The organism is Limnohabitans sp. Rim8 (assembly GCF_943326455.1).
Lineage (GTDB): Bacteria > Pseudomonadota > Gammaproteobacteria > Burkholderiales > Burkholderiaceae_C > Limnohabitans_A.
This window is the reverse complement of record NZ_CALPTI020000002.1, coordinates 122,418-144,963: the sequence shown is the minus strand read 5'-3', so window position 1 is coordinate 144,963 and position 22,546 is coordinate 122,418. Positions and strand designations below refer to the sequence as shown.

At 59.7% G+C, this 22,546-nt stretch carries 15 protein-coding genes; 3 read left to right on the top strand and 12 right to left on the bottom strand.

The window, feature by feature from the left end; genetic code table 11:
• Positions 1 to 18: 18 nt before the first annotated feature.
• The 11 genes from Q1M54_RS01985 to Q1M54_RS01935 all read right to left on the bottom strand — a co-directional run bounded on the left by Q1M54_RS01985 (position 19) and on the right by Q1M54_RS01935 (position 15,801).
• Entirely contained in the window at positions 19 to 1,182 is a 1,164-nt protein-coding gene (locus tag Q1M54_RS01985) for a TRAP transporter substrate-binding protein (RefSeq protein WP_300553158.1), read from the bottom strand.
• A gap of 140 nt (positions 1,183 to 1,322) precedes the next feature.
• The gene (locus tag Q1M54_RS01980) at positions 1,323 to 1,949 is read right to left on the bottom strand and encodes a molecular chaperone TorD family protein (RefSeq protein WP_300553155.1); all 627 of its coding nucleotides are present in this window, start codon (positions 1,947 to 1,949) and stop codon (positions 1,323 to 1,325) included.
• A gap of 9 nt (positions 1,950 to 1,958) precedes the next feature.
• Entirely contained in the window at positions 1,959 to 4,076 is a 2,118-nt protein-coding gene (locus Q1M54_RS01975; RefSeq protein ID WP_300553440.1) for a 4Fe-4S binding protein, read from the bottom strand.
• The gene (locus tag Q1M54_RS01970) at positions 4,036 to 4,740 is read right to left on the bottom strand and encodes a DUF3306 domain-containing protein (protein ID WP_300553152.1); all 705 of its coding nucleotides are present in this window, start codon (positions 4,738 to 4,740) and stop codon (positions 4,036 to 4,038) included. Before Q1M54_RS01970 ends, Q1M54_RS01975 begins: the two co-directional genes overlap by 41 nt.
• Positions 4,737 to 5,294 carry a DUF3305 domain-containing protein gene (locus Q1M54_RS01965; RefSeq protein WP_300553149.1) on the bottom strand — a complete coding sequence of 186 codons (558 nt, stop codon included), beginning with the start codon at positions 5,292 to 5,294 and terminating at the stop codon, positions 4,737 to 4,739. The genes Q1M54_RS01970 and Q1M54_RS01965 overlap by 4 nt, the downstream gene beginning before the upstream one ends.
• Before the next feature lie 86 nt (positions 5,295 to 5,380).
• On the bottom strand, positions 5,381 to 8,173 hold the full coding sequence (fdhF, locus tag Q1M54_RS01960) for a formate dehydrogenase subunit alpha (protein WP_300553146.1): 2,793 nt from the start codon (positions 8,171 to 8,173) through the stop codon (positions 5,381 to 5,383).
• On the bottom strand, positions 8,170 to 9,882 hold the full coding sequence (locus Q1M54_RS01955) for an NADH-ubiquinone oxidoreductase-F iron-sulfur binding region domain-containing protein (protein ID WP_300553143.1): 1,713 nt from the start codon (positions 9,880 to 9,882) through the stop codon (positions 8,170 to 8,172). Before Q1M54_RS01955 ends, fdhF begins: the two co-directional genes overlap by 4 nt.
• A 6-nt stretch (positions 9,883 to 9,888) precedes the next feature.
• Entirely contained in the window at positions 9,889 to 11,211 is a 1,323-nt protein-coding gene (gene boxA, locus Q1M54_RS01950; RefSeq protein ID WP_300553140.1) for a benzoyl-CoA 2,3-epoxidase subunit BoxA, read from the bottom strand.
• Between the two features lie 331 nt (positions 11,212 to 11,542).
• A complete protein-coding gene (boxB, locus tag Q1M54_RS01945; protein WP_300553137.1) occupies positions 11,543 to 12,970 on the bottom strand; it encodes a benzoyl-CoA 2,3-epoxidase subunit BoxB in 1,428 nt (475 codons plus the stop codon).
• Between the two features lie 93 nt (positions 12,971 to 13,063).
• Positions 13,064 to 14,722, bottom strand: coding sequence for a 2,3-epoxybenzoyl-CoA dihydrolase (boxC, locus tag Q1M54_RS01940; RefSeq protein WP_300553134.1), 1,659 nt, complete (start codon positions 14,720 to 14,722; stop codon positions 13,064 to 13,066).
• 155 nt (positions 14,723 to 14,877) lie between these two features.
• The gene (locus Q1M54_RS01935; RefSeq protein ID WP_300553132.1) at positions 14,878 to 15,801 is read right to left on the bottom strand and encodes a helix-turn-helix transcriptional regulator; all 924 of its coding nucleotides are present in this window, start codon (positions 15,799 to 15,801) and stop codon (positions 14,878 to 14,880) included.
• Between the two features lie 194 nt (positions 15,802 to 15,995).
• On the opposite strand from Q1M54_RS01935, the gene Q1M54_RS01930 reads away from it, so the two are divergent.
• Complete coding sequence (locus tag Q1M54_RS01930) at positions 15,996 to 17,564, top strand: 3,4-dehydroadipyl-CoA semialdehyde dehydrogenase (RefSeq protein WP_300553130.1); 1,569 nt, start codon at positions 15,996 to 15,998, stop codon at positions 17,562 to 17,564.
• Positions 17,565 to 17,622: 58 nt separating this feature from the next.
• Entirely contained in the window at positions 17,623 to 19,188 is a 1,566-nt protein-coding gene (locus tag Q1M54_RS01925; protein ID WP_300553127.1) for a benzoate-CoA ligase family protein, read from the top strand.
• Between the two features lie 49 nt (positions 19,189 to 19,237).
• Here Q1M54_RS01925 and apbC read toward each other — a convergent pair whose 3' ends face one another.
• Positions 19,238 to 20,326 carry an iron-sulfur cluster carrier protein ApbC gene (apbC, locus tag Q1M54_RS01920; protein ID WP_300553124.1) on the bottom strand — a complete coding sequence of 363 codons (1,089 nt, stop codon included), beginning with the start codon at positions 20,324 to 20,326 and terminating at the stop codon, positions 19,238 to 19,240.
• 86 nt (positions 20,327 to 20,412) lie between these two features.
• Between apbC and metG the strand changes: the two genes are divergently transcribed.
• Positions 20,413 to 22,506: a methionine--tRNA ligase gene (gene metG, locus Q1M54_RS01915; protein ID WP_300553121.1), complete on the top strand. Its 2,094-nt coding sequence runs from the start codon at positions 20,413 to 20,415 to the stop codon at positions 22,504 to 22,506.
• The last annotated feature ends 40 nt before the right edge of the window (positions 22,507 to 22,546 follow it).

Below are 22,546 nucleotides of genomic sequence, written 5' to 3'. Positions count from 1 at the left end.
TTCAGGGGGACTCTGTGATCAGACTGGCAGTTTGGTCTTCTGCACGTGCTCGTAAGCCATGCGGTAGTTGGCTTCGTTGGTGAAGTGGTAGAAGCCCACGCGGCGTGACCAGGCCTTGAACGAATCGTTCACTTCCTTGAACATGTCGACTTCTTTCTCCAACTTGGCCGTGACCACGTCCCAAGCCGCCAGCTGGCCCTTGTAGACATCGGCGCTGGTGCGAGAGACCTGCACCTTGTGCTTGACGATCAACTCTTGCAAGTCTTTGGAGTAGTTTTCGTGCGCCAAAGCGGTCGAAGCGGTCGAAGCGGCTTCTGCGGCGTACTTGAGCACAGCCTTCAGGTCAGCAGGCAAGGCGTTGTACTTGTCCTTGTTGAAGATGATTTCAAAGAATTCCTGAGCCTGATGGAAGGAACCCATGGAATAGAACTTGGCCACGTCTTGTGCACCAAAGCGCATGTCGGCGGTGGGGTTGTTGAATTCGAAGGCATCGATCACGCCGCGCTGCATGGCGGGCACGATTTCACCGCCAGGCAACTGGGCCACAGCCATGCCCATTTCTTGCAGCATGTCGGCAGCCAAACCGATGGTGCGGTACTTGAAACCCTTCAAGTCGGCCGCCTTCTTGGGTGGGGACTTCTTGAACCAACCCAAAGGCTGAGAAGGCATGGGGAAGGAGAAGAAGCCGACGACGTTCAGGTTCATCTTGGCGACCAGCTTGTCCCACAACTGTTGGCCACCACCGGCCTGAATCCAGCTCAAGCCAATATCGGGGGTGGCGCCGCTCACGGGGCCGGTGCCGAACAAAGAAGCCGATTTGTTTTTGCCATACCAGTAGCCAGACACGTGGTGGCCACCGTCGAGCACGCCTTTGCTCACGGCGTCGATGATTTCGAAAGGCTTGACCACAGCACCTGCGGGCAAATAATCGATTCTCAGGCGGCCACCAGACATCTCGTTGACGCGGGTGACGTACTGCTGGGCCATCTCACTGAAAATTTCGTTGGTGCCCCAAGAACCTTGCATCTTGAACACGATGGGGGCTTGGGCCACAGCGATCATGGGCGCGCCGGCCAGCGGCACAGCGGCGGCTGCGGTCGCTGCTTTGGCGAAGAAACGGCGACGGCTGGTTTCGGGCGCATCGGCAGATTTTGTTGAAATATCTTGTTGAGCTGGGGTCATGGGATGTCTCCTGTTGAACGTGCAAGCGTAAAAAGTTACTGCTCAGTATCGGATTATGAGTGGTGGCTAAGAGTTAAAGCTAAGTGATAACCCTTAAATGCTTGGTCATTTTTTTCAGTTGGTTTAAGAAAAAAATTCAATCAGGTCACCAAATCAAATCCTTGGGCCTCAACACTCAAAAACCCCTCGGTGAAGTGGGCCAAGCGGGCATAAAAAACAGCTTTGGGGTGTGCCATCACCGCCTGACACATGAGCGGTAGCCAAGGCTTCACATGTTGACTGAAAAAAGCCAACTGATGGGTGAGGTTGGACACCGTGACATCGTCACCCGCAATCAAATACCGCATGACCTCAAACACATAGGCGGCATGGTCTTCGGTTTCCGACATGTCCTCGCTCCGACCCAAACCCAGCGCAGCCAAGTCGTCGCGCAACCTGACCAGTGGTTTTTCGTTCAAAAAACCACTGATGTAATGTGAGCCAAAGAGGTAGATCTCAGGTTTGCCCACGCCACCAAAGAGTTGGTTGTACTCGGAGGCAATTTGGGATTCGGTCAAACCGCGCGCGCAGGCCACCAATTCGCGCCAAGGCTCCTCCAGAAAAGCACCCGCATCAGGAGCTTCAGTGACGGCCACTTGCAGCTGGCCCAACAGCTCAGCCGCAGGCGCCGCGTAAAAAAGCTGGGACAGCAGGCCGTAAATCTCTGCGCGTGCGGTCTCTTCGTCCAGCGCATGGCTGTGGGCGGACAGGTTCAGGTCTTGGCTCATGGCAACAACTTATCGGGTTTTGGGGGGCAACTGGCCATCGGTGATGCGCACCTGGTTCTCGTCATTGAACATGTCAATCACTCGGCAGTCACCGCACATTTTCAGGCGCTCAAGGGCTGGCCCCTGAAACATGCTGTGGCCTGTGAGGCGACCCAGCATGGTCTCAATCGCCTTGAGCGTGCCAAAGGGCTTGGCGCAGCGGATACAGGCATAAGGCGGGCTGCTGTGTACCACCCGCGGTTGGGCGCGCTCGGGCACCAAAGACAAGCGTGGCTGCAGGCTGATGGCGTTTTCTGGGCAGGTTTTGGCACACAAGCCGCATTGCACACAGTTTTTCTCAACAAACTTCAGTTCAGGCTGCAAGGGGTTGTCTTGCAAGGCAGATGAAGGGCAAGCGCCCACACAGCTCATGCACAGCGTGCACTTGCTGCCGTCCACCGTGATGCTGCCCAAGGGCGATCCGGCCTCTGGCAAAGCCAAGGCTTTGGGGCGAGTGGCCTCGTCCATGGCCATCACGGGCGACTGTGCCATCAGGTGGTCGATCACCAGCTCCAGATTACTGCGCTTTTCGGCTTGCACCGCATGGCGGGCTGCGGTGGCCGGTCCGGCAGGCAAATTGCTGGCCTTCAGGGCGCGGGCACACAAGCGCTGCAAATCGCCGTCTAAAGCCGTGGCGGTCTTGGCTTCGATGAGTTGGAAATGCACACCGTTGTAACCCAGACCGCTCAGCAGGCTTTGGGCCACGGCCATTTGTTCCATGAGTGCAGACCGGTATTGCGGCGCTTCTTCAGCGGTGATCAGCACCATCACCTGGCGCGCACCATAGGCCACGGCCGAGAGCCACAGTTCCATGCCGACACTGGCGGTGTGCCACAGGGCCACGGGCATCACGCGGGCGGGCACGCCCTGCATGACACCGAGCTGTGCAGCGCGACCCAACTCGTCGATCAGCGCTTGGCCCTTTTCTTGGCTGTGCAAAAGCAAAGCGGCATCACGCCCGCCTGCGGCCTGGTAAGCCGTGAGCAAACTGCGGATCTTGGCGCCCTGCTCAGCCGGACGCGGGTAAGCGTAGGTGAGCGCTCCTGTGGGGCAAGCCGTGGTGCAAGCGCCACAGCCCACGCACAGGTTGGGATTGACCACGATTTGCTGGCGGCTTTTGTCTGAGCGCACGGCTTCGGCCGAGCAGATGTCGATGCAAGCGCTGCAACCGACTTGTTCGTTGCGGCTGTGGGCGCAGAGCTTTTGCTTGTAGGCAAAAAAGCGTGGCTTTTCAAACTCGCCCACCAGTTCACGCACCTTGAGCAGGGTTTGCAGGTCTTGCCCGTCCCAGCGGAAGAAGCCTTGGGGCAAGGCGTGCGATGTGAACGTGGGCGAGGCTTTGTCGCCGCGCAGGTCGAGCACCACATCAAAGCGCTCGGTTTGCGGGCGGGCGTCGCGGCTGAAGTCGATGGCGCCTGCGGCTTCGCAGACCTTGAGACAGTCGCGGTGCGAACTACAGCGCGACAAGTCCACTTGGTAATCGAGACCAATGGCCTGCTCTGGGCAGGCGGCCACACAAGCATTGCAGCGGGTGCACAGGTCCAGGTCTATCGGGTTGCTGGCGTCCCAAGACACCTCAAAAGCACCCAGCCACCCTTTGAGGCTTTGCAAGCGACCCGCCACCACCGGGAAGCGCCGCTCTTGGCTACCGCCTGCGCTGCCTGCGCCTTGGGCAAAGATCGTGACCTGCATGGAATCGGCCAAAAAACTGGCGGCACGTTCGGCGGCATCCAAGGCCCCGATGATGAGCACGCGGCCCTCCGTTTTATACGTGACCGTGGCCACCGGCTCGGGCTCGGGTAAATGGGCAGCGGCCAGCAAGGCGGCCATTTTGGGCGTGGCGTATTCGGCTTCTTTGCCCCAGCCACCCGTTTCGCGAATGTTGACGAAGCGGATGGGCGAAACAGCACCTTCGGTTTGCTCGGCCAGGTCACTGAACAGGCGTTTTTCTTGGGTGCATGCCACCACCACGGTCTCGCCGGTTTTCACGGCTTTTTGAAATTGACCCGCCTCACGGCGGCACAAGGTGGTGTGCAGCGTCAGGTCTTCACCCAGTGCTTTGCCCAGGGCTTGGGCTTGCAGGGGCATGGTTTGGTTGCAGTTGCAAATCAGGGTGGTCATGTTCTGGAGCTAATCGTGTTGTTGGCGCTGCGGTGTGCTGCTGGTCAGGCGTGTCTAAAGATTGCGGCGACTGTGCCACATCGGCCGAGCCTTCTTGCAAGGCAGGACTTTCATCAGGGTTTCCACTGATTGGAGCCGCATTACCCAGGGGGACAGCGGGATTTTCAGAATTTGCAGTGGCATCGCTGCTGGACGGGAAGAGATTCAAAAATTGGGCGCCGACCATTTTTTGCAACATGCCGGGAGGCAATGGGTCTGGTGTGTTGTAGTCACCGATGTAGATGTCCAAACCATCCATCACGTTGAAATGGGGGTCGGTGAACAGTTTTTTAACCGCTGTGTTGCGCACATCGGCGGCCACACCTTGCTGCATGAACGGCTGGAAATCGGATGAAGGTGTCAAAGCACGCGCGTCCTCCAAGGTGGGCAAGGGTGGGCGCTGTGCCGCTGGATCGGGCGCCGCCGTGGCGTCAACAGCGCCTGCAGCAGGCGGTACGGAAGACTGGGAAGGCAAATGGGCCTGACCGCCCACCGCCATAGCTTGGCTGTTGTCTGTTTTGGGCGGCACGGACTCCGTCGTTTCAAGGCCCTGCTTACGGCGGGACCAACGGCTGAAAAAATGGTCGCTCATGGCTTGGCCCCGGAACCTTTTCGCTTGCTGTCCGTGCTGACCGATGCGGGCTGACCAAACCGGTCGGTCAGACGCATGAAACTTTGTGGACGCTGGCGTTTCTTTTCTTCGGGCACAAAGTGTTGGGTCGCAAAGTCCAGCAACCATGCCACCGCCTCAGTGGGCAAGGGCACGGTTTCCACCGTCTCTTGCGCATCCAGCCATCGGCCTGCATCGTGGTAACTCAGGCTCAGGGCTTGCGGTACAGCCACAAGCTCTGTCCCATCTTCCTGATCAACCATGCGCCACATGACGAAATAGCAAGGCGTTGGCGAAGTCGCGTTGAGCCAATAACCCTCGGCATCGTCCGAGAACAGTTCCAGGGGCCAACCCGGATAAAGCCACAGAGACTCGTCGTCGGTATGCCGCAAACGTCGCGGCTCGCGGCCAAAATTCTCTTCCTGGGGCACCACATCGGCCAACAACCAACGGTGCGATTGCCAGCGTGCCATTGCGCCCTGAACGGCTTCGCGTCGCATCAGCACTGCCATTTCAGACAAAACGTGAACTGACATTTGTAACTTTCTCACCCTGTATGAGCTCTGAGGGTCGACCCTGTTGTTGAAATCACTTCACCGACCAGACCGTCCAAAGGGGCTGATTATGCGGCTGTACCCGTCACAGTTTCGATCCGCACTGCACAAAACTTGAACTCAGGAATTTTGCCAAAAGGGTCTAAAGCGGCATGGGTCAATTCATTGGCCGCCGCTTCGACATAGGCAAACGGAATGAAAACTGCGCCAACTGGGGTGCCGTCGTCTTGCCGCAGTTGCATCTCCACCGCCCCACGGCGAGAGGCCACTCGGATGCGCTGACCCGGCTCCAAGCCGATGCGGGCCATGTCAGCGCCGCACATGGAGGCCGTGGCCGCAGGCTCCAACGCATCCAGGACCGTGGCACGACGCGTCATGCTGCCGGTGTGCCAATGTTCCAGCTGACGACCGGTGATGAGCACCCAGGGAAAGTCGGCATCGGGCAGTTCTGCTGCTGGAATCAAATCGACAGGCACCAATTTCACCCGACCGTCTTGGGTCGGAAAGTGGTCCTGGAAAACGATGGACTGGCCCGGGTCGTCGGCGCTCAAGCAAGGGTAAGTGACCGAGCCCGCATCCAGCCGCGCCCAGTCGATGCCGCCAATCGCCGGAGCCATGGCTTGGCGCATTTCTTCATAGACCTCTGACACGCCCTCGTGTTCGCCCGCGTAGTGCCAGTCCAGGCCCATGCGCTTGGCGATCTGCTGGATGATCCACAAGTCAGGTTTCGCATTATCCGGCGGTTGCACCGCCTGGCGACCCATTTGCACCGTGCGGTCGGTGTTACTCACCGTGCCGGTTTTTTCGGGCCAAGCGCTGGCGGGCAACACCACATCGGCCAGCCAAGCGGTTTCGGTCAAGAAGATGTCTTGCACCACCAAGTGCTGCAAGCTGGCCAAGGCGTGGCGTGCGTGGTTCAAGTCGGGATCGCTCATGGCAGGGTTCTCACCCATGATGTACATGCCGCGCACCTTGTGTGGGTCGCTGTCCGGGGCCAGCGCTTTTTGCATGATCTCCACCACGGTGTAACCGGGTTGGTCATCCAGTGAGGTATCCCAAAATTTCTCGAACCAGTCGTGCGCCGACTTGTCGCTCACACGCTGGTAGTTGGGGTACATCATCGGGATCAGGCCCGCGTCGCTGGCGCCTTGCACGTTGTTTTGGCCGCGCAGCGGATGCAGACCCGTGCCGGGGCGGCCAATTTGGCCGGTGATGCTGGCCAACGCGATCAGGCAACGCACGTTGTCGGTGCCATGCACATGCTGGCTCACGCCCATGCCCCACAAAATCATGGCGGCCTGGGCACTGGCATAGGCCCGCGCCACTTCGCGGATGGTCTCGGCCGGGATGCCGCAGACCGCGCTCATGGCTTCGGGCGTGAAGGCCTGCACATGGGCCTTGAGTTCGGCCACGTTGTCGGCACGCTCGCGCATGAAGGCTTCGTCGCACAGGTTCTCGGTCACGATCACATACAGCATGGCGTTGAGCAGCGCCACGTCGGTATCGGCCTTGAAGGGCAGAGTGCGCCAAGCGTGACGCCCAATGTCGGTGATGCGCGGGTCCGCCAGAACAATGCGTGTGCCGCGCTGGGCAGCATTCTTCATCCAGGTGGCGGCCACCGGGTGGTTGCTGGTGGGGTTGGAGCCGATCACCAGGATGAGGTCGGAATGTTCGACATCGCGCACCGGGTTGCTGACTGCACCCGAGCCCACACCTTCGAGCAAGGCCGCCACACTGGACGCATGGCACAGGCGGGTGCAGTGGTCCACGTTGTTGCTGCCAAAGCCTGTGCGTACCAATTTCTGGAAAAGGTAAGCCTCTTCGTTACTGCCTTTGGCCGAGCCAAAACCGGCGAGCGACTTGGGGCCATGTTTCTGACGCATCGCGTTCAGGGGCTGTGCGGCCACTTCCAGTGCTTCTTCCCAGGTGGCTTCGCGGAAGACTTCGCGCCAGTCGGTGTGGCCATCGATGAGGCCCACATCCTTGGCCGCGCCCGGCTTGCGGATCAAGGGCTTGGTGATGCGGTCTGGGCTGTGGATGTAGTCCATGCCAAAACGGCCTTTGACGCACAAACGCCCTTCGTTGGCCGGGCCTTCTCGGCCTTTGACGCTGATGATTTTTTCATCCCGCACTTGGTAGGTGACCAGGCAACCCACCCCGCAAAACGGGCACACCGAGTCGACTTCGCGGTCAACGGTTTGCGGTCCCATATGGCTCTTGGGCATGAGCGCCCCTGTGGGGCAAGCCTGCACGCATTCGCCGCAGCCCACGCAACTGCTGCCGCCCATCGGATCGGCCAGGTCAAACACCACCTGCGTGTGCGCGCCCCGGAAAGCCAAACCAATCACGTCGTTGACCTGCAGGTCTCGGCAAGCGCGCTCACAACGGTTGCACTGGATGCAAGCGTCCAAGTTCACGGCCATGGCGGGGTGCGACAGGTCGGCGGGCACGGCTTCACGGCGCAGGGCTGCCAATTGCGGGCGCACTTGCACGCCGTGGTGCTCGGCCCATTGACTCAGTTCGCCGTGCGGCGCTTCAGCCCGATCGTCCAGCCATTTGTGGCCCTGCTCAGGCAAGTCGGCCAGCAGCATCTCCAACACCATCTTCTGGCTTTTGACCGCGCGCTCGCTGTCGGTGCGCACCTGCATGCCGGGCGTGGCGTTGCGGCAGCAACTCGGGGCCAGGGTGCGCTCGCCTGCAATTTCAACCACGCAAGCTCGGCAATTGCCGTCGGGTGCCAAGCCTTCCTTGTGGCACAGGTGCGGGATGGCAATGCCCAATTCTTTGGCGATGTTGAAAATGCTTTTACCGGCAGGCGCTTCGACGCTTTGGCCGTTGAGAGTGAATTGAACCGTGCTCATGCTGCCCCCACTTCGTGCGGGAAATACTGCAACACGCAGCGGATTGGGTTCGGCGCGGCCTGCCCCAGACCGCAGATGGACGCATCGCCCATGACTTGCGCGAGGTCTTCCAAGGTGTTGGCGTCCCAGACCTCAGCGGTCATGAGTTGCGCGGCCTTGTCGGTACCCACACGGCAGGGCGTGCACTGGCCGCAGCTCTCGTGCGCGAAAAAGCGCATCACATTCAGAGCCGCTTCGCGGGCACTGTCATGTTGGCTGAGTACCATCACGGCGGCCGAGCCGATGAAGCAGCCGTGGGGCTGCAGTGTGTCAAAGTCCAGCGGCACATCGGCCAAGCGAGCGGGCAAGATGCCGCCACTGGCACCGCCAGGCAGGTAGGCGTAGAGCGTGTGGCCCACGGCCATGCCGCCGCAGTATTCATCGACCAGCTCGCGCAGCGTGATCCCCGCAGGCGCGAGCTTGACGCCAGGTTGCTTGACGCGCCCGCTCACACTGAAGCGGCGCAGGCCCTGGCGACCGTGGCGGCCATGCGATGCAAAACTTTCTGCACCTTGTTCAATGAGTTCGCGCACCCAGTAAAGCGTCTCGAAGTTGTGCTCGAGCGTGGGGCGGCCAAACAGCCCGACCTCGGCGATGTAGGGCGGGCGCATGCGCGGCTCGCCCCGTTTGCCTTCGATGCTTTCGATCATGGCCGACTCTTCGCCGCAGATGTAGGCCCCCGCGCCACGGCGCAATTCGATGCGCGGCAGCGCGCAAGGCGGATTCAGTTTCAGCGCAGCCAATTCTTCGGTCAGCAAAACACGCGCTTCGTGGTACTCGTCACGCAAATAGATGTACACCGCCTCGCAGCCCACCACGCTGGCAGCGATCAGCACACCCTCCAAAAAGCGGTGCGGATCGGCTTCCAGGAAAGTGCGGTCCTTGAAGGTGCCGGGCTCGCCCTCGTCGATGTTCACCGCCATCAAGCGCGGGCCGGACTGGCTTCGCACGATGCGCCACTTGCGACCGGCCGGAAAACCCGCGCCGCCCAAGCCACGCAGGCCAGAAGACTCCAAACACTGGATGACCGATTCGTGGTCTTTCAGACCGGCTGCCACTTGCTGGGCCAGCTGGTAGCCCCCGGCTTTTTTGTAATCGTCGAAACGCAGTGCCTGGGGCAAGGCCAAGGGCTGCGTGCTGTTTTCGACCACCAAACGGCTCACATCCTGGGCCGTGGCAAACGCCACAGCCTGCTGGCCCACTTGCGCCGCAGGGGCCTGCTCGCAGCGGCCCAGACAAGGCACATGGACGACCTGCACATCCCCTACCAGTTCGCGCTGCAACTGTCGCAGCAAACTGTCGCTGCCCGCGAGGCTGCAGCTCAGGCTGTCGCACACCCGCACGGTGATGCGTGGGGCTGACACATCGTCTTTCAGAATCTCAAAGTGGTGGTAGAACGAAGCCACCTCGAACACCTCGACCACGGGCAGCCGCATCTCGGCGGCCAGCGCCACGATGTGGCGTTCGAACAGACCGTGGAAGTGGTCGTTGAGCACATGCAGGTGCTCGATCAGCAGATCACGGCGGTGGCCTTCTTTCGGCACAGGACCGATGAGGGCTTGCACATCGGCGCGGGCCTCTGGCGTGACCTGGCGGCCTTTGAGCTGGATTCGGGGCTGGCGCAGTTGCTGGCGAACTTGGTCCAGGCCAATGTGGGTGGTATTCGCCATGCGTGGTCAGTAGGTTTCGAGGTGCAAACGGCCTTCTTTTTTCAGCGCCGCACCCACGGTATCCCAATCGAGTCCGGCGTTCTGTGCGATGTCGCGCAGCGCCATGACCACGCCCTCTTCCATGCTTTTCAAGCCGCACACATAAAAACAGGTGTTCGGGTCTTTGAGTTGGGCTGCGATGTCGGCAGCGCGATCGCGCATGGCGTCTTGCACATAACGCTTGGGCTTGCCCACTTCGCGCGAGAAGGCAAATTCAATGTCGATGAAATCTTTGGGCAGGTTGTTCAACGGCCCAAAGTAAGGCAACTCGGCGGGTGTGCGTGCGCCAAAGAACAGCATGAGTTTGCCGCCCTCGAATTTGCCACTGGCCCGCAGGCGACGGCGCCATTCGGTCATGGCACGCATGGGCGCGCTGCCTGTGCCGGTGCAGATCATGACGATGTTGCTCTTGGGGTGGTTGGGCATGAGAAAGCTCGCACCAAACGGGCCAATCACCTGCACCTTGTCGCCCACATTCAGATCGCACATGAAGTTGGAGCCAACGCCGCGCACCGGCTTTCCGTCGTGGTCTTCGAGCACGCGCTTGATGGTCAGCGACAGGTTGTTGTGTCCGGAGCGCTCGCCGTTGCGCGGGCTGGCAATGGAGTATTGGCGGGCGTGGTGCGGTTTGCCGTTGGCGTCCACACCGGGCGGAATGATGCCGATCGACTGGCCTTCGAGCACAGGAAAGGGCAGGCTGCCAAAGTCCAGCACGATGTGGTGCGTGTCGTAGTCTTGTTGGCCTTCTTGCAAACCCACCTCGGTCACACGCAGGTTGCCCGTCACGGTGGCGGTGATGGTTTTCTCAGCCGCCTTGGGACCATAAAGGTTGGTGTATGCGTGGGCTGCCGACCAGGGGGGGATGGTCGCGCCGAACTGGGCAGAGTTGAAGCCTGAAGCGACGGCGGTTGTGGCGGCGGATGACGAAGAGGCGGCAGCTTGCACGGCGGCTTGCGCAACACTTTGCGCCATGGCCTCATCAGAATTGCCCTCGCCACCAGCGGCAGCGAGTTCTTCGGCGCTCAATTCGGCGGGCAAGTCATACCACTTGAGTTGTTCTTCGATGCTGTAGACCTTGGCCTTGGGCACCATCCTCCAGTTGTCAATCGAGCCCGTGGGGCAAGGCGAGATGCAGTCCATGCAACCGTTGCAGATGTCGGCCTTGACGACGTAGTTGAGCGAGTCGTGCGTGATCGCGCCGACCGGGCAAATCGCTTCGCAGGTGTTGCAGCGGATGCAGATTTCCGGGTCGATCAGGTGTTGTTTGATCAGCGTCGCTTCTGTGCTCATGTCTTGGCTTTCAGGTGTCTTCTTTGTCTTTGTCTATCTAAGGTTTGCGTGGTCAGCAACCTTTGCAAGGTCCGCAACGGTGTGGCTTGGGGCCGGACACCTCATACGGAGTACCGGAAAATCGGTGCCCAGCCCCAAGCCACACCGTCGCTCTGTGCCAGTTTTAACCTCGGCAGTCTACCGGTGTTTGTGCGCTTTACGCACCCATGCAGTTGACAGGGGAAGGGGCGGGTGACGATTTTCGGTACCCCGTCATGAGGAACCCGCCCCTTCCTCTGTCAACTGCTGCCCCCACAACGAAGAAGAGGCAGCAATCGAATCAAAAACTCAATCAGTTGAACCGGACGTAATCAAAGTCCACTGGCTGACGGTTGATGCCCATGACGGGTGGTGCGATCCAGTTGGCGAACTTGCCTGGCTCGACGCAGCGGCCCATCAGGCTGGCCACATAGGCACGGTCTTCGTTTGTGGGCAACCACTCGCCCACTTTGGCCATCCACTCGGCATCGGTCACCACACGGCCATCGGGCGTGATCTTGGAGCCGGACAAAGAACCGATGTTGCGGTGGAACGCCTTGTGAGGAGCAGTCAAGGTGAAAGGAATACCGGCCTTGCTGATCACACGGTTCCAACGGTCGATGCCGCCTTTTGAGTCGGTGATGTAGTCGTCGCGCAGCACTTCGTTCAAAGCGTTGAGCATCGGCACCTCTTTTTCGACCAGCTTGCCGTCTTCGACCGACAAGATCTTGTAGCTGTTGCCCTTCAAGATGTGGTCATCGCCACGCTTGCCTTCTTCGTAACGGCCCTTGAGGCCAGAGCTGTAGAAAGTGGCGGCATTCGACGACTCGTCTGCACCAAACAGGTCGATGGTCACCGAGAAGTGGAAGTTGATGTAGCGCTGGATGGTGGGCAGATCGATCACGCCAGCAGCACGCAGCTTGCCCACGTCGTCGGTTTTGAGCTGGTTCATCACGTCCACCGTGCGCTGGATGGTGCGGCTCACACCGGACTCGCCCACGAACATGTGGTGCGCTTCTTCGGTCAGCATGAACTTGGTGGTGCGGGCCAATGGGTCGAATGCGGATTCGGCCAAGGCGCACAACTGGAACTTGCCGTCACGGTCGGTGAAGTAAGTGAACATGAAGAACGACAGCCAATCGGGCGTCTTCTCGTTGAAAGCCTGCAAGATGCGGGGGTTGTCTTCGTTGCCGCTGTTGCGCTGAAGCAAAGCATCGGCTTCTTCACGGCCGTCTTTGCCGAAATATTTGTGCAACAGGTACACCATGGCCCACAGGTGGCGGCCTTCTTCGACGTTGATCTGGAACAAGTTGCGCAGGTCGTACATGCTGGGCGCAGTCAGGCCCAAGTGGCGCTGCTGCTCAACCGACGCTGGCTCGGTGTCGCCTTGCGTCACGATGATGCGGCGCAGGTTGGCGCGGTGCTCGCCAGGCACGTCTTGCCAGGCTTTCTCGCCGATGTGGTCGCCGAAATGGATCTTGCGGTCTTGTTCGCCGGGGTTCATGAACACGCCCCAACGGTAGTCACGCATCTTGACGTGGCCAAACTGGGCCCAGCCTTGGGGGTCCACGCTCACGGCCGTGCGCAGGTACACGTCCATGTCGGTCGAGCCTTCGGGGCCCATGTCGTCCCACCAGTTGATGAAGTTGGGCTGCCACTGCTCGAGGGCGCGTTGCAGCGTGCGGTCTTCCGACAAGTTGACGTTGTTGGGAATCTTTTCGCTGTAGTTGATACCGGACATGAGAGTCTCCAGAAATATAAAGAAAGCAACGGTGGGGTCAAATTTCGGTTACAGCGGGCACCACCGGGAGGCCCATTGCACAACGCAAAAACATCAAACGCGGTTCATGTCGAACTGGACTTTCTCGCCCTTGCCATAAACCTTCAAGGCACCCTTTTCGCCAACGGCATTGGGGCGCTGGAAGATCCAGTTTTGCCAAGCGGTCAAGCGGCCAAAAATGCGGGTGGCCATGTTTTCCTTTTGGGCAAAACGCAAATTGGCTTCCAGGCCGGTCAGAGCGTCAGGCGACATGGATGAGCGCTCCTCCAAGGCCAGACGGATTTCGTCAGCCCAGTCGATGTCATCAGGGGCAGCGGTCACCAAGCCCAGCGCCAGTGCGGCGTCGGCATCGAGCGCTTGGCCAATGGCGCCGCGAGCGGCTTCCATGGCAGGCACTTCTTCGTAAAAGCGGCGTTGCAGGCGGGTCTGGTCGTTCACCATCGGGAAAAATCCAAACTTCATTTCACTCAACTGGATCTTGGGCGCTCTGGCTGCATCGTCAGGCAAGGCCAACATGTAGGCACGATCGGCGCAAAACGCCAACTCAGCCAGTGTGCCGACAAAACAAGTCCCCTCTTCGATCAAGGCAAAAAGGCTGCGCGAGGACACGTCCAAGCGGGCCAATGTGCGGCGCAGGTGGCCGATGGTCTCGCGCACCAACCAGTGGTCTTTGTGGGCCAGCAAGCTCGCATCAGAGGCCAAAACAGCCGAGGCGTCGCCAGAGGTCTTGAGCAGCCAGGTGCCAATGTCGAGTTCGTTGGTGCGCATGTGCAAGATGGCGTCGTCCAGTTCGCGCACCATCTGCAGGGGCCACCAGTTCACACCTGCGGCTTCGATGCCGGCGATGTCGCTGGGCTGTGCCGTGGCAGGGGCCTTGACGGTGAAAGTGGCGATGCGCTTGGCGCGGTCGATCTCGACGGTGACGTTGGTGTAGGTCAGTGCGTCAGCCGCCATGGTCCGTTTCAAAGGGGTCAGCTCAACACCTTTGGCACCTGCCGTGCGGATGCTGCCTGCAGCCAACTGTGTGGCACGCGCTTTGACCACATCCTTGAAAACAGCAGGCTTGGCAATCGCATCGACCAAACGCCAGTCCACGGCCTTTTGACCACGTACACCTTCGACGCTGGTGCAGAAGATGTCGGCCAGGTCGTGGCGCACATGCCGTTTGTCGGTCACACGGGTCAAACCACCGGTGCCAGGCAACACGCCGAGCAAGGGCACTTCAGGCAGCGACACGGCGCTGGAGCGGTCGTCCACCAAGACGATGTCATCGCAAGCCAAGGCCAGCTCGTAGCCACCGCCCGCGCAAGCGCCGTTCAAGGCAGCGACGAATTTCAGACCGTCGTGCTTGCTGGAGTCTTCGATGCCGTTGCGGGTTTCGTTGGTGAACTTGCAAAAGTTCACTTTCCAGCCGTGGGTGGACACACCCAGCATGAAGATGTTGGCGCCGGAGCAAAAGACACGGTCCTTCAAGCTGGTCACCACCACCGAGCGCACTTCGGGGTGTTCGAAGCGGATGCGCTGCAGCGCATCATGTAGTTCGATGTCCACACCCAGGTCGTAGCTGTTGAGCTTGAGTTTGTAACCAGGGCGGATGCCTGCGTCTTCGTTGATGTTGATCGACAAGGTCGCGATCTCGCCCTCAAAGGCCAGGTGGATGTGCTTGTACTCGGAAGGGTTGGTCTGGTAATTGACCTGAAAGGATGTCGTCATGGTGGTCTCCGGCGGTGAAATGGGTTGATTTCAGTCAAAAATGCAATTCAGTGCATGTTGATTTGAATTTTATTGCACCTCAATCGCATGCGCAATATGCACTTTACTGCATTTGCTAAGTGATTACCCTTGTATTTGTTTCATCCTCGGTGGCCTCAAGCGGGTCGCTGCACATGTTGGCGAACCAAAGTCCTCAAAGCATCAAAAGCTTGCGACTCGGTGCGGCCACTGGTGTTGATGGTCATATCGGCCTTGGAATAAAACGCCGCTCTCCCTTCGAGAATGCGCTTGAGATCCTCCATGGCCTCACGACTGGCCGCCATCGGACGCATATCGCCTTGCGCAGCGACACGGCCCATGTGGTCTGTGGCGTCCGCCTGCAACCACACCGTGGTGCAGTGGGAAAGCAGCAAGTTGAAATTAGCCGAATCTGACACCAATCCACCGGGTGTCGCGATCACCACCTCGGGGTAAATTTGTATGGCCTCTTCCAGCGCGCGACGCTCATAGCGGCGATAGGCATTGGCCCCGTAAAGATTGTGGATCTCGCTGATCTGGCAACCCGCGAACTGCTCAATTTCTCGGCTCAGCTCAATGAAGGGAAAGCCCAGGTCATCGGCCAGACGTTGACCCAATGCTGTCTTGCCAGCGCCTCGCAAGCCAATCAACGCGATTCTGTTTTTGCGCTCTTGCGCATTACCACCTTCGCCAAACATTTCACCCAACTGTTCGCGAGCCCGGCGCAAATCAGCCTCGCTGCGCTTGCCCAACAATTCGCGGATCAGCAACCACTCGGGCGAGGTGGTGGTCACATCGCCCAGCAATTCAGCCAATGAGCATTGCAAGGCGCTGGCCACCTGGAGCAAGACCAAGACAGAGACATTGCCTGTGCCGTACTCCAGGTTGGCCAGGTGCCGCTCGGACACATCGGCTGCCAGAGCCACGGCGCGGCGCGTCATGCCTTGGCGCGAACGCAGGTTGCGCACCCGCTCACCCAGCGTGACCAAAAATGGGTTGCGCTTGGCTTCTGATTCAGCCGCTGCGGCGGTCGTGGTGTCAATGGAGGACAAATTCAACATGGTGTTTGCGATCAAGGGAAAACCCTATAATTTCTGAAGGCACAAAACATGCACTTTAATGCATACTTACTGGCAGGCACGATACTGCATGAAGCCGTGTTTATACCGCCAACTGGCCAAGAGGAACAGTCCCTTGTGGCATTTCAGTGCCTGTTGATCCGTTTTGCCTCGAATTCCAACCGAAAGCCTTTCACATGACCGCATTGCTCCCCAACTACTTCGCAGGCCGCTGGCAAATCGGCACCGGTGCGGGCACGCCCATGTTTGACCCGGTGCTGGGCACGGAACTGGCCCGGGTGTCCAGCGGCGGCATCGACCTGGCAGAAGGATTTGCATTTGCACGTGAACAAGGCGGCAAGGCCCTGCGTGCCCTGAGCTATGGCCAACGCGCAGCCCTTTTGACAAAAATCACCGAAGTCCTGCAAGCCAATCGCGATGCTTATTACGAAATTGCCACCGCCAACAGCGGCACCGTGGCCAAGGACTCGGGCGTGGACATCGACGGTGCTCTCTTCACCCTGGGCTACTACGCCAAACAGGGCGCGGCCCTGGGCGACGCCACACTGCTGCTCGACGGCGAACGCATCCGCATGGGTAAGGACCCCGCTTTTCAGACTCAGCACATCCAGGTGCCCACGCATGGCGTAGCGCTGTTCATCAACGCCTTTAACTTTCCCAGCTGGGGCCTGTGGGAAAAAGCCGCACCCGCTCTGCTGTCGGGCGTTCCCGTGATCATCAAGCCCGCAACAGCCACCGCTTGGTTGACGCAGCGCATGGTCAAGGACGTGATCGACGCCGGTGTGCTGCCTGTGGGTGCCTTGTCGGTCATCTGCGGCTCGTCTGCAGGCCTTATGGACCAGCTGCAAGCCTTTGACGTGGTCAGCTTCACTGGCTCGGCCGAGACGGGCAAGATCATCCGCAGCCACCGTGCCGTGACTGAGCTGTCGGTGCGCTGCAACATCGAGGCCGACAGCCTCAATTCAGCCCTGCTCTCGCCTGCCGCGACCGCAGACAGCGAAGCCTTCAAGTTGCTGGTGGCCGAAGTCACCCGCGAGATGACGGTCAAATCGGGCCAAAAGTGCACCGCGATCCGCCGCATCTTTGTCCCCCGCGCTTTGTACAAAGCTGCCGCAGACGCCATTGGCGCGCGCTTGGTCAAAACCACCGTGGGCAACCCACGCCATGAGACCGTGCGCATGGGCGCCCTGGTCAGTCAAGAACAAAAAGCCAGCGTGCTGGCAGGCCTGGCTCAGCTGAAAACCGAAGCGGACGTTTTGTTTGACGGCAACAGTGCTGCCTTGGTCGATGCCGATGCATCGAGTGCCTGCGTGGCGCCCGTGTTGCTGGGCACCGAGTCACCCCTGACCGCCCAGGTGCTACACGCGGTCGAGGTGTTTGGCCCCGTGTCCACCTTGATGCCTTATGACAGCATTGATGAAGCCTACGCCATGATCCGCCGCGGCGAAGGTTCACTGGTGTGCTCGGTCTACAGCGAAGACCCGGCCTTCACAGCCCAAGCCTCGGTCGAGCTGGCCAGCAGCCATGGCCGTGTGCACGCTGTGTCCCCCGATGTGGCGGCTTTGCACAACGGCCACGGCAACGTGATGCCCATGAGCTTGCACGGCGGCCCTGGCCGCGCGGGCGGCGGTGAAGAGCTGGGGGGCCTCAGAGCCCTGAATTTTTACCACCGCCGCAGCGCGGTGCAAGGCAGCGCACTGGCACTGGACCAGCTGGACGCGCAAGGCACCGCCTTGTCCTTGTAAACCCCCTTCACAAGCCACCCACATTCCAACAACATCAGAGACATCCGAGGAGACCTACATGACACGCCCCGTGACCGCCCCCAGCGCCGATTTCAACTTTGCCCAACACCTGATTGCCATCAATGCCGGGCGCGCCGCCAAAACCGCGTTGATCGACGATGTGAGCACATTGACCTATGGTGAGCTGACCGAACAGATCCGCCGTTTTGCAGGCGGTCTGCAGGCCATGGGCCTCAAACGCGAAGAGCGCGTCCTCTTGCTGATGCATGACAGCACCGACTGGGTGGTGGCCTTTCTGGGTTCACTTTATGCGGGGGTGGTGCCGGTGGCGGTGAACACCCTGCTCACTGCCGAGGACTATGCTTTCATGCTGAGCAACAGCCGGGCCCAAGCGGCCCTTGTCTCGGGTGCGCTGCTGCCCACACTGCAAAGTGCACTGGACATGGTCAAAAACGAGGTCCGGCAAGTGCTGGTCTCGCGCCCTACAGGCGCTTTGACTCGGGGTCAATTCAACATGGCCGACTGCGTGGCCCAAAACAAGCCTGTGCTGCCCGCCCAAACCTTGGCCGATGAACCGGCTTTTTGGCTGTATTCCTCAGGCTCGACCGGCAAGCCCAAGGGCACCGTACACAGCCAAGGCAATCTGTACTGGACGGCCGAACTGTATGCCCAAGGCGTGCTCGAACTGCGCGAGAGCGACGTTGTGTTCTCGGCCGCGAAACTCTTCTTTGCCTACGGTCTGGGCAACGCGCTCACTTTCCCGTTGAGCGTGGGGGCAACGGTGGTGCTCATGGCCGAACGCCCCACCCCTCAAGCGACTTTCAAGCGCATGGTGGACCACCAAGCCACTGTTTTTTATGGTGCCCCCACAGGCTACGGCGGCATGCTGGCCAGCCCAGACTTGCCGGCCAAAAGCAAGGTGGCGATGCGCTTGTGCTCTTCGGCTGGTGAAGCGCTGCCTCGCGACATCGCCGAGCGCTGGACCGCGCACTTTGGCTGCGAGATCATCGACGGCATCGGCTCCACAGAAATGCTGCACGTGTTCCTGTCCAACCGCCCTGGTGACGTGCGCTACGGCACGACCGGCAAAGCCGTACCCGGCTACGAGGTGCAACTGCGCAACGAAGACGGCAGCGTCATCACGGGACACAACGAGATCGGCGACCTTTACATCCAGGGACCCAGCAGTGCCTTGATGTACTGGAACAACCGAGAAAAAACACGCGACACCTTCCAGGGTGTGTGGACCAAGAGTGGCGACAAATACACGCGTGATGCCGACGGCTACTACACCTACGCCGGGCGCAACGACGACATGCTCAAGGTGAGCGGCATCTATGTCTCGCCCTTTGAAGTTGAGTCCACCCTGGTGCAACACCCCTCGATCTTGGAGGCGGCCGTCATTGGCAAACAAGACACCGACGGTTTGACCAAAACCAAGGCTTTCATCGTGCTCAAGCCCGGTCAAAGCCTGACGCAAGAAGAAGTCAAAGCCTTCGTGAAAGAGCGTCTGGCCCCTTACAAATACCCGCGCTTCATTGACTTCGTGGCCGAGTTGCCCAAGACCGCCACGGGCAAGATCCAGCGCTTTCGGTTGCGCGACTTGGAAAACGCGGCAGGCTGAAAGCAAAAAAACCGGCTCAGGCCGGTTTTTTTCATGGACCGCCAGCCGATCAGGTGTCCTTGCTGATCTTGATGCTGGGGAACTTGCTGGAAAAATCCTTGGCTTTGGCCGCGATCTTGACCGCCACCTGGCGGGCCACGGCCTTGTAAATTTGGGCCACTTCGCCGTCGGGGTCATACACCACAGTGGGCTTGCCACTGTCGGCCTGCAGGCGAATTTGCATGTCCAGGGGTAAGGCACCGAGGTAATCCATGCCGTATTCGGCCGCCATTTTTTTGCCTCCATCGGCGCCAAAAATGTGCTCCACATGGCCACAGTTGGTACACACATGTACCGCCATGTTCTCAACCAAACCCAAAATCGGGACGCCGACCTTCTCGAACATCTTCACGCCTTTTTTGGCGTCCAGGAGGGCGATATCTTGGGGGGTGGTCACGATCACGGCGCCCGTCATGGGCACGCGCTGGGACAGCGTCAATTGGATGTCGCCAGTGCCAGGGGGCATGTCCACAATCAAATAATCCAACTCTTTCCAGTTGGTCTGGCGCAGCAACTGCTCCAGCGCTTGGGTCGCCATGGGGCCGCGCCAAATCATGGCTTCGTCAGCGTTGACCAGGAAACCAATCGACATGACCTGCACGCCGTAGTTCTCCATGGGCTCCATGGTTTGGCCGTCTTCACTTTCGGGGCGACCTTCGATGCCCATCATCATGGGTTGGCTGGGGCCGTAAATGTCGGCGTCCAGTAAGCCCACTTTGGCGCCTTCGGCCGCCAGGGCCAGCGCCAAGTTGACGGCGGTGGTGCTCTTGCCCACGCCCCCCTTGCCCGAGGCTACAGCCACAATGTTTTTGACCTGTGGCAGCAGGGCCACGCCGCGCTGGGCGGCATGGGCGGTGATCTTGCTGGTCACATTGGCTGAAACATTGGACACGCCCGCCACACCTTTGGCGGCAGCAATCAAAGCTTGGCGAATGCCAGGAATTTGACTTTTGGCCGGGTAGCCCAGTTCCACATCAAAGGACACATCGCCGCCTTCGACTTGCAGGTTTTTCAGGGTTTTGGTGGATACGAAATCTTTGCCCGTGTTGGGGTCAATGACGGCTTGCAGAGCCTGGATGAGTTGTTCGGTGGTCGCCATGGTCACTTTCTAGAATGGGCCGAAGTTTACCGACAAGACAGCCCATACACCCTAAAATCGTCGATTCCCCTACAAACTGCCCCACCATGTCCGCCCCCACCGCGCCCCGCCAGCTTTTCGTCACCACGGCCCTGCCCTACGCCAACGGCAATTTCCACATCGGCCACATCATGGAATACATCCAGGCCGACATCTGGGTCAGGGTCCAGCGCATGCAGGGCCACCAGGTCAATTTTGTGGGCGCCGACGACACGCACGGCGCGCCCATCATGATCGCGGCTGAAAAAGCGGGCAAGTCGCCCCAACAGTTTGTGGCCGATATCGCCGCAGGCCGCAAGCCCTACTTGGACGGCTTTCATATTCAGTTTGACAACTGGCACAGCACCGACGCGCCTGAGAACCACGAGCTGGCTCGCCAGATTTACCGTGACCTGCGCGACATTTCGGCTGCCGATGGCGGCTCGCTGATCGAGGTGCGCTCGGTCGAGCAGTTCTTTGACCCGCAAAAGAACATGTTTTTGCCTGACCGATTCATCAAAGGCGAGTGCCCCAAGTGCCATGCCAAAGACCAGTACGGCGACAACTGCGAGAGCTGCGGGGCGGTCTACGCGCCCACCGACCTGATCAACCCGTTTTCAGCCCTGTCGGGTGCCAAGCCGGAGCTCAAAACCTCCGAGCATTTCTTTTTCAAACTGTCCGACCCGCGTTGCGTTGAATTTTTGAGCCAGTGGACGCAAGACGGCAAGCTGCAGCCCGAGGTGGCCAACAAGGTCAAAGAGTGGTTTTCGGTGCGCACCAACCCCGACGGCACGACCAGCGAAGGCCTGGGCGACTGGGACATCTCGCGCGACGCGCCTTACTTTGGCATTGAAATCCCCGACGCACCCGGCAAGTACTTTTATGTCTGGCTGGACGCGCCCGTGGGTTATTTGGCGTCCCTGAAAAACCTGCTGGACAAGCGTGGCGAGGACTACAACGCCTACATGGCCAACCCGGCGCTGGAGCAATACCACTTCATTGGCAAAGACATCGTCACTTTCCACACACTGTTCTGGCCGGCCATGCTGCATTTCTCGGGCCGTAAAACACCCAACAGCGTTTTCGTGCACGGCTTCTTGACGGTGAACAACGGCGAGAAAATGAGCAAGAGCCGAGGCACCGGCCTGGACCCGCTCAAGTACCTGAGCCTGGGCATGAACCCCGAGTGGCTGCGCTACTACCTCGCAGCCAAACTGTCAGCACGCAATGAAGACATTGACTTCAACGCCGAAGATTTCATGGCCCGGGTGAACTCTGACCTGATTGGCAAATTCGTCAACATCGCTTCGCGCTCGGCCGGCTTCATCGCCAAGCGCTTTGGCGGCCAACTCGGCCCCGTGAGCACCGACGGTCAAGCCCTGCTCTCGGCCTTGCAAGCCGCCACACCCAGCATTGCTGCGCTCTACGACGAACGCGAATACGCCAAAGCCCTGCGCGAAATCATGCTGCTGACCGACAAGGTCAACAGCTATGTGGACCAAAACAAACCGTGGGACTTGGCCAAACAACAAGGCCAAGACGCCCGTTTGCACGACGTGTGCAGTACCTGCATCGAAGCTTTCCGCTTGCTCAGCTTGCAACTCAAACCCGTGTTGCCCTCTTTGGCCGCGCAGGTTGAGGCCTTTTTGAACGTGGCGCCCTTCAGCTTTGCCCAAGCACAAAATCTGCTGGGCGCCGGCCACACCATCCATGCTTACCAACACCTGATGCAACGCGTCACACCCGAACAACTCGAAGCCCTTTTCGAGCCACCGGCCGTGGTGGAAGAAAAAGTCATCCCCGGCGGCGAAGAGATCGCCCCGACCATTGGCATCGACGACTTTGCCAAGGTGGACCTGCGCATAGCCCAGATCGTGAACTGCGAACCGGTGGAAGGCTCGGTTAAATTGCTACGCCTCACGCTGGACGTGGGCGAGGGCAAAACACGCAACGTGTTCTCGGGCATCGCCAGCATGTACAAGCCTGAAGACTTGGTGGGCAAACTCACCGTGATGGTGGCCAACTTGGCCCCGCGCAAAATGAAGTTTGGCGTCTCCGAGGGCATGGTGCTGGCGGCCAGCCACGCCGACGAAAAGGCTGAGCCCGGCATCTTTGTGCTGCAGCCTTGGCCCGGCGCGAAGCCCGGCATGCGCATCCACTGAGACACAAGGCCGACATGAATCTGAACAGCCGGGGAGTAAC

Excerpts from the sequence above, each read along its gene's own strand:
- metG (WP_300553121.1), top strand. The coding sequence starts at position 20,413 with ATGTCCGCCCCCACCGCGCCCCGCCAGCTTTTCGTCACCACGGCCCTG.
- Q1M54_RS01925 (WP_300553127.1), top strand. The coding sequence starts at position 17,623 with ATGACACGCCCCGTGACCGCCCCCAGCGCCGATTTCAACTTTGCCCAA.
- boxB (WP_300553137.1), bottom strand. The coding sequence starts at position 12,970 with ATGTCCGGTATCAACTACAGCGAAAAGATTCCCAACAACGTCAACTTG.
- Q1M54_RS01980 (WP_300553155.1), bottom strand. The coding sequence starts at position 1,949 with ATGAGCCAAGACCTGAACCTGTCCGCCCACAGCCATGCGCTGGACGAA.
- Q1M54_RS01975 (WP_300553440.1), bottom strand. The coding sequence starts at position 4,076 with ATGCCCCTGCAAGCCCAAGCCCTGGGCAAAGCACTGGGTGAAGACCTG.
- boxA (WP_300553140.1), bottom strand. The coding sequence starts at position 11,211 with ATGAGCACAGAAGCGACGCTGATCAAACAACACCTGATCGACCCGGAA.
- Q1M54_RS01935 (WP_300553132.1), bottom strand. The coding sequence starts at position 15,801 with ATGTTGAATTTGTCCTCCATTGACACCACGACCGCCGCAGCGGCTGAA.
- Q1M54_RS01955 (WP_300553143.1), bottom strand. The coding sequence starts at position 9,882 with ATGGCGAATACCACCCACATTGGCCTGGACCAAGTTCGCCAGCAACTG.
- Q1M54_RS01985 (WP_300553158.1), bottom strand. The coding sequence starts at position 1,182 with ATGACCCCAGCTCAACAAGATATTTCAACAAAATCTGCCGATGCGCCC.
- fdhF (WP_300553146.1), bottom strand. The coding sequence starts at position 8,173 with ATGAGCACGGTTCAATTCACTCTCAACGGCCAAAGCGTCGAAGCGCCT.
- Q1M54_RS01930 (WP_300553130.1), top strand. The coding sequence starts at position 15,996 with ATGACCGCATTGCTCCCCAACTACTTCGCAGGCCGCTGGCAAATCGGC.
- boxC (WP_300553134.1), bottom strand. The coding sequence starts at position 14,722 with ATGACGACATCCTTTCAGGTCAATTACCAGACCAACCCTTCCGAGTAC.
- apbC (WP_300553124.1), bottom strand. The coding sequence starts at position 20,326 with ATGGCGACCACCGAACAACTCATCCAGGCTCTGCAAGCCGTCATTGAC.
- Q1M54_RS01970 (WP_300553152.1), bottom strand. The coding sequence starts at position 4,740 with ATGAGCGACCATTTTTTCAGCCGTTGGTCCCGCCGTAAGCAGGGCCTT.
- Q1M54_RS01965 (WP_300553149.1), bottom strand. The coding sequence starts at position 5,294 with ATGTCAGTTCACGTTTTGTCTGAAATGGCAGTGCTGATGCGACGCGAA.